The sequence below is a fragment of the Arcicella sp. genome (assembly GCF_964672035.1).
This window is the reverse complement of record NZ_CBABQS010000125.1, coordinates 1-7,257: the sequence shown is the minus strand read 5'-3', so window position 1 is coordinate 7,257 and position 7,257 is coordinate 1. Positions and strand designations below refer to the sequence as shown.

The window sequence follows — 7,257 nt, the reverse complement described above, 5'->3', positions numbered from 1 at the left end:
TCCTTTTTGATAGACAAAATACATGAAAAATCAGATCAATACCACAAAACGAGTCGCTTTATACGCAAGAGTTTCAACCCTTGACAAAGGACAAGACCCAGAAACACAATTAGTCCAATTACGAGGGTACGCCCAAGCTCGGAATTTTGAAGTGATTACCGAATTCATTGACTACGCTTCTGGAACAAATGAGGACAGAACACAGTATAAGTTGATGATGGCAGCCGCTAAGAAAAGAAAAATTGATGTGGTCTTAGTTTGGAGATATGACCGTTTTGCTCGTTCAACTCAGGCGTTAGTTAATGCCTTGAAAGAATTTCAAAGTTTAGGAATTGATTTTATCTCTTATCAAGAAAATATTGATACAACCACGCCCACGGGCGAATTGATATTTCATGTCATGGCATCGCTGGCTCAATTTGAAAGCTCATTGATTAGTCAAAGGGTGAAAGCGGGTATGGCAAGAGCCAAAGCACAAGGCAAACACATTGCACGTCCACCAATTGCCAAGGAACTTCAAAAAAAAATTATAGAATTACAGCGAGGGGGGGTATCAATGAACAAAATATCAAAGATTTTGGGGATTGCTTATGGAACCGTTTATAATTATCGTTCCAAAATGAGTAAAACTGAGGAAGAATAACTAATTGTTTAGGTTGAAACCGCTACTTTTCGTCTTGTTGTAATGAAAACCTCGAATTGAGTAGCCGGTATAATAATGGAAATTAAAAATTCTGCGAGACCCGCGACGATTTTTGTACATTTTTTTAATTTTACCCATAGTAGGTTTAACTTTAAGAAAAACTAAATATTTCGTTCGAAAAGTGAAATTTTCGCCCAAATGTTATGAAAACTTCAAATTTGAACCACGTCTGGTGGAACAAAGTGGTTCCTCGTCATATTTAATTTAGTTAAAAGCTATTTTAATGGACTAAATTTACACATTTTTAATCGTCTATTTATTTAACGCATTAGTGTATAGAAAGATATTTTATGATTTTGAAGTAAAATTACGTTTTACCAAAATTGATGAAGAATCAAATTTGGCTGTATTTCAAACTACTTTTTTATTTTAACTAATCCTAAACACGCTAATACATAAGCACTTCTATTCTTCACTTTAGGGTGTATACCATTTTCAAATTCGATATGAAGAGTAGCGAACTTACTGTTCAAATCTTTGCCCGTCATAATTTTCTGGATAATACTACTTTTAAAATTATAATCTTTAATTAAAATATCTTCTAATCGATTTAATACAAAATTTGGGTTTATTAATACCGCATTTTTAAAATCCTCTTTTTCCTGATTTACTAAATTCCATATTGTGTTAATGTTAAATTTAAGATGCGTTACATTTCTTTGTTTATTGCCAAAATGCTCATAGTCAAAATCTATTGGGTTTAATGCATTAGCGCACTCTCTTTTTACAATATCTAATACTTTCACTTTAAAATTTTTCAAATTCTCATATTTCCCTTTTTCTATTTGTAAAAGACTTTTAAGTTCTTCTATACTATACACAAACGACGTTCTATTTTGACCCAAATGCATTTTTAAAATTTTATACATTAAAGTTGAATATGTCGAATGAAAGCTTTGGATGGTTTTGAAATCATAGCGAGTATATTGACTACCTAAATTTGCAAGATATGGAGAAAGTTTAGCGTTTGAACGAAATTCAATTACCCCTGAGTTATCGACGTTATACTCTATGCTCGTAAAAACAGGTATATGCTTAAATTCAAGATTTGGTTTTGCCAAATCAACCAAAGTTACTACCTTTTGTGCCATTGCTTTCGTAACTGCCATTACCTGTCGAGGAGAGACATATTCACTGATTTTTTTTATCGGAATCCTGACCTGAATTCCATGTTTCGTATCAACCGTTCCATGGTTAATCTGATTAACAAAAAACTCAAATAATCTTTGCTCTACCCGACTGAAATCAGTATTTGATATAATTAATTTATTAGGTACATAATTGTCCTTCCTATTGGGTGTATAGGGATGTTCTTGATATGATTCCTCTATTATTTGAACTTCTATTTCTAATGATTCCGATTTCATAGTTTAAAATTTAATTGTTAGTCATAATTTCTAAAATAAAGCGGAAATTGCCTGATAGGTAAATTATGAAGATGTATAAAAATTGCTAAATAATTTTTATTAAATAGTGCAAAAAGGTTGCCTTAACAGTGTAAAAAGGTTGCCTTAAAAAACATAAAATGTGCAAAAAGGTTGCCTTAACAGTGTAAAAAGGTTGCTTTAAAAAACATAAAATGTGTAAAAAGGTTGCTTTATCGATTGTAAATTATTAAGAATCAATGTATTAGGCCTCATCTAAATCATTCAAATTAAAGTATGATAAATATATAAATCAGTGATGAAAATAACTAAAAATAATAGTATTAAAATCATTTTTTGCCAAAACAGTAAACTTATCCCAAAATATTCACTAATAAAATAATACTAACTTGTTTAAAATCAGTAAGTTAGTATTGTAAAAAAGTTGCCTTATAATTTATTATAAATAATCAAAACATAAAAAATGATAAATCTTTATAAAAATATTGTAAAAAAGTTGCCTTGAGGATACTTTTCATAAATCTTTATAAAGAAATCTAAAATCGAGTTTTGCTGATAGGTAGAATGTAAAGAAGTTGCTTTTATATGTAACTGTCTGATAATCAAACCACAAATATGTAAAAAAGTTGCCTTAAGGTTCTGTATAATTGGCTAAATTATACAGAACAGAGATGGGCCACTTGGTAGTTTTTGATTAAATATGTATAATGTACTGATAATCAAACGGTTGAATATAATAATTTGTTCATTGTTTAATTATGCGCATATTTAATTGACAATTATTCATCTTTAAAATTCTTTGTAAAAAAGTTGCTCTATCCATAATAGCCTGATTATCAAGTACATTTAATTGTAAAAAAGTTGCCTTATATTTATATTTAATTCTAAATTAACATTTTTTCTCTATATATTATTAATGTTAGTTATGATTTTTGTACAAAATAGACGCATTAATTGTCAATTCACTTGCTTATTAATTTAGAACCGTAAAAAAGTTGCCTTATATCATGAAATTAATTGAAAATAATGATAATTACTTTAAAGTCAGTCGATTGAATAATATAAAACTTTGTGTGTAAAAAAGTTGCCTTACGGATTTATTGCCTCCATCTACATCCTATTTTTCAATATCTATTTTAACTTTTCTCTTAAATTTTTCAAATTAACAAATTGTTCTTTTTATGCTGTACAACATGATTCTAAAATTATGATTATTGAAAATAATCATAATTTCTTTATTTTATTATGCAAATTAATAAATAAATTCTAAAAAATTGAATTATTTGTCTTTTATTTTATGCAATAAATATTAATACGTATGTAATTGTATGCTAATTTATTTGTATCTTTGTTTATGATTAAAACATTTTTCCCCCAAATATGCTAACTCAAGAATTATTATTAAGATTTCTCAGAAGAAGAAATGCTATATCGATAGCCACATTAGAACGTGAGGCAGGTCTTCCGAAGGATACAGTGGCAAAGGCACTAAAAGGCGAAAGGAATTTGAGCGAAAAACACCTAAAACTTTTGCTTCCTGTGGTTACTTCATACGGTTTTTCTAATTCTTTATATGAAAAAGCCAGGGTTGTGTCTGTCATTAATCATAAAGGCGGTGTTGGTAAAACTACTACGACTGGCTATTTAGGCGAAGCCATTGCAAAAAAAGGATTCAAAGTTTTGCTCATTGATTTAGATCCTCAAGGAAATTTGAGTCAAATTTTTGACGTAAATGTTCAAGGAGAATCCCAAGTTTATCACAGTTTAATAAAACTTGAAAATCTTCCCATTTATCCGATTGGCGAAAACCTATCTATTTCTCCTTCTGATATTGAATTGGCAAGAGCTGAGACTGAATTACTTAATAAAGTAGGTGGTGAACAAAGATTGAAAATTTTGATTTCTCGAGTAAGTCAAGACTATGACTTTATATTGATTGATTGCCCTCCATCGCTCAATATTCTTACCATGAGTGCCATGCAAGCTTCAAATAGCTGTTTAATTACACTTTTACCAGAAATGTCCGCTTTAAAAGGTTTAAATACTCTTTTAGAAAGGATTTCTGAAGCAAGACAAATTTTTAATCCTTCCTTACAAGTTGATGGAATTATGTTTACGATGGTTCGAAAAAATACTGTTCATGATGGTATTAAAGAAACTGTCCGAGAAATTTTCCCTAATATCAAAGTGTTTAAGAATGAAATAAAACATCTTATCGCTTTTCAAAAAGCACAAATAGAACAAATTTCTATTATGGCTTTTGACAAAGATTCTGAAGCCGCTAAATGCTATGAAGATTTTTGTAATGAATATTTATCCTCATTTTAATTTGTAAATAATTTATGGCTAAGAATATTAAAATGTCTATCGCTTCAAAGGCCCGTGAGGCTATTACCAATAGTTTTTCATCACTTGAAGCTATTAAAAAAAATATTGTAATTCTTGATGAATTAAAGAGTTTTATTCCGCCTTTGTTAGATACAGAATTTGAACAACTTAAAATAAATTTGTTGGCAAATGGCTGTAAGGATCCACTTTTACTATGGGAAACTACTCAAGATGTAATTAATCAAGGCCGTTCTGACGAAACCGTATATGTTCTTATTGATGGGCATAATAGATATCGGATTTGTACAGAATATGGTATTAATTTTAATACCCAATTATTAGCTTTTGATAGCATTTCAAAAGTAAAAGAACACATGATTGACTTGCAGCTGGGAAGGAGAAATCTTAATCCACAGCAAGTTTCATATTTTAGAGGTCTTAGATATAATAACGAAAAAAATAACCTTTCCAATAATTTTTATTCCAAAAATGATGGGGAATTACTCGAGAATTCTCCAAATGGTCAGAATGACCATTTGGAGAATTCTCCTGAATTGACCACTGCCCAACGTTTGGCTGACCAATATAATGTGGGAGAAAAAACCATAAGAAGAGATGCGGATTTTGCTAAAGGTTTGGATAAACTTTCTCCAAGTTTGAAAAATGAAGTATTATCTGGAAAAATCAAAATTGAGAGAACTAAAATTCAATCATTAGCAAAAAACAATGCAATACAAGAGCCAATTAGTGAATTAAATCAAATAGAACTTTACGTCAAACCCGTTTCTAATACAACAAAATATGATTCAAAAATAGATTCATCTTCTGCTGAAAAGCTTGCGAAACAAAAGTTTGACAATTTATTGAAGGCTATTGATTTAGTCTATAAAACTCGAAAACTTGAAGATTTCGACATCGCTCAAAAAGCATTTGAAGATTTTAAGATAATACTGTAGCTACATCTTTAATTATTTTGTCTCTTCTGAATTATTATTTAATCCTATTTTCAATGCAATTTTATCCAAATGGTCACTTTGACCATTTGGATAAAATTTTATATTTTAGCCCAATTATTCGCTTATTCATGGACTTCAATTTTGACTATACCAATTGAAATTCAAATCAGTTTTAACAAATATTTTACCATCATAAATTTTTCCGTGATTTGGCTTTGGAAATGAAAGTAATAGGATGATTCGGGAAATTTTAAACTTAAACCAATATTTTCATCAACATGAATTTTGAATACCTTATTGATACTATTGAATCTACTCACGTTCAATTGTCGTCACAGGCAATAAAGCAAGTGAATTATTTGCAGACAATCCGTAATTGGCTGATTGGCTTTTATATCGTGGAATTTGAGCAAAAAGGAGAGGATAGGGCTGTTTATGGCACAAAGTTGCTCATCAATATTTCTCTAAGAATGAAGTCAAGAGCTAAGAATGGTTTCTCTGACCGCAACCTTAGACAATTTAGACAGTTTTATTTAACCTATCCTCAGATTTGGCAGACAGTGTCTGCCAAATTCAAAAACCTCTTGATTAAAGAAGTAAGTGCTGACATCTTGGTTCCTAAAGAGGAACTAATGCTCCCCATCGAAATACTCATAAACACCTTATCTTTTTCTCATTTTATCGAATTAATGCGGTTGGATTCTGAATTAAAAAGGCGTTTTTACGAAATTGAAGCGGTTAAAAATGCGTGGAAAGTTCGAGAATTGGAACGAGCCATTGACACCTTACTTTTTGAAAGAACGGGCCTTTCTACGGATAAAGCGGGGGTAATTGCCAAGATGAAAGATCAATTACCATTTGAACCAAAAGAACTGATTAGAAACCCACTATTTTTAGAATTTTTGGGTTTGGAAGAGAAAAGCCAATATTCTGAAAATGATTTAGAAACGGCTATCATTGACCATTTACAACAATTTTTGACGGAATTAGGGAGAGGATTTTGTTATGAAGCTCGTCAAAAACGTATCACTTTTGGCAATACACATTATCGCATAGATTTAGTTTTCTATCACAGAATCTTAAAATGTCATGTACTCATTGACTTGAAATTAGGGAAATTTAGTCATGCGGACTCTGGGCAAATGTTGTTGTATTTAAATTATTATCGTAAAAACGAAATGACCGAAGGCGATAACCCACCCGTGGGAATTATTTTGTGTGCCGACAAAGATGATGCTTTGGTAGAGTACGCCACCGCAGGACTTGAAAACGAGTTGTTTATCTCTAAATATATGCTTCAATTGCCTGATAAAGAAACCTTATTAAAATTTATTGAAAGTGAATTGAATAACCACGACCAATAACATACAAAGTTGAATATAGGAGTGCATCAAAAAGTGTGGGGCAATTGATTTTTGATGTCCTTAATTAAAAAATTATTGGGTTCAATTGCCTACCCTTAAATGATTCTCTAAAACATAAATCTGCTTGCCCCACACTTTTTGATGCACTCAGGTTATTGGGGGTTCACTTAAATTTAAGGCTAACTTCCTTTACTACTGGACATACGGTTGCAAGTCCCTTATTGGGCCTAAAGTAAGACAGCATAGTGTAAGTCACTCAAGTTCAATTAGTTATCAATACTATTTTTTCAAAATAAATTTTATAAATCGCTGATTATCAATTGCTTAACTTTTTCATTCCGATTCACCAGCAATTTCTTTTTTGGCAAAATGTAGCTCTTTATTTAGATTTGATCCATGAAATCGAGCTATAAAATTTTACAGGAATCGCTAAGCGTTGATTCCTTGATTGTAAATCTACGAAGTCGCTTTGATAGCTTTACAGACAAACGTGCTAAAAATTCAAGTGTCTCCTTAACAGA

Annotated in this window: 5 protein-coding genes; 4 read left to right on the top strand and 1 reads right to left on the bottom strand. The window is 30.8% G+C overall.

Going from position 1 to position 7,257, the window contains the following annotated elements; translation table 11 throughout:
- The first annotated feature begins 22 nt into the window (after window positions 1-22).
- Window positions 23-643, top strand: coding sequence for a recombinase family protein (locus AC1W31_RS19785; protein ID WP_481736226.1), 621 nt, complete (start codon window positions 23-25; stop codon window positions 641-643).
- 416 nt (window positions 644-1,059) lie between these two features.
- Here the strand turns inward: AC1W31_RS19785 and AC1W31_RS19780 are convergent, their stop codons facing one another.
- Complete coding sequence (locus AC1W31_RS19780; protein ID WP_481736225.1) at window positions 1,060-2,070, bottom strand: replication initiation protein; 1,011 nt, start codon at window positions 2,068-2,070, stop codon at window positions 1,060-1,062.
- Between the two features lie 1,398 nt (window positions 2,071-3,468).
- On the opposite strand from AC1W31_RS19780, the gene AC1W31_RS19775 reads away from it, so the two are divergent.
- The 3 genes from AC1W31_RS19775 to AC1W31_RS19765 all read left to right on the top strand — a co-directional run bounded on the left by AC1W31_RS19775 (window position 3,469) and on the right by AC1W31_RS19765 (window position 6,736).
- Window positions 3,469-4,416, top strand: coding sequence for a ParA family protein (locus AC1W31_RS19775; RefSeq protein WP_481736224.1), 948 nt, complete (start codon window positions 3,469-3,471; stop codon window positions 4,414-4,416).
- 14 nt (window positions 4,417-4,430) lie between these two features.
- A complete protein-coding gene (locus AC1W31_RS19770; RefSeq protein ID WP_481736223.1) occupies window positions 4,431-5,372 on the top strand; it encodes a ParB N-terminal domain-containing protein in 942 nt (313 codons plus the stop codon).
- Between the two features lie 278 nt (window positions 5,373-5,650).
- Complete coding sequence (locus AC1W31_RS19765; protein ID WP_481736222.1) at window positions 5,651-6,736, top strand: PDDEXK nuclease domain-containing protein; 1,086 nt, start codon at window positions 5,651-5,653, stop codon at window positions 6,734-6,736.
- Window positions 6,737-7,257 lie beyond the last annotated feature (521 nt).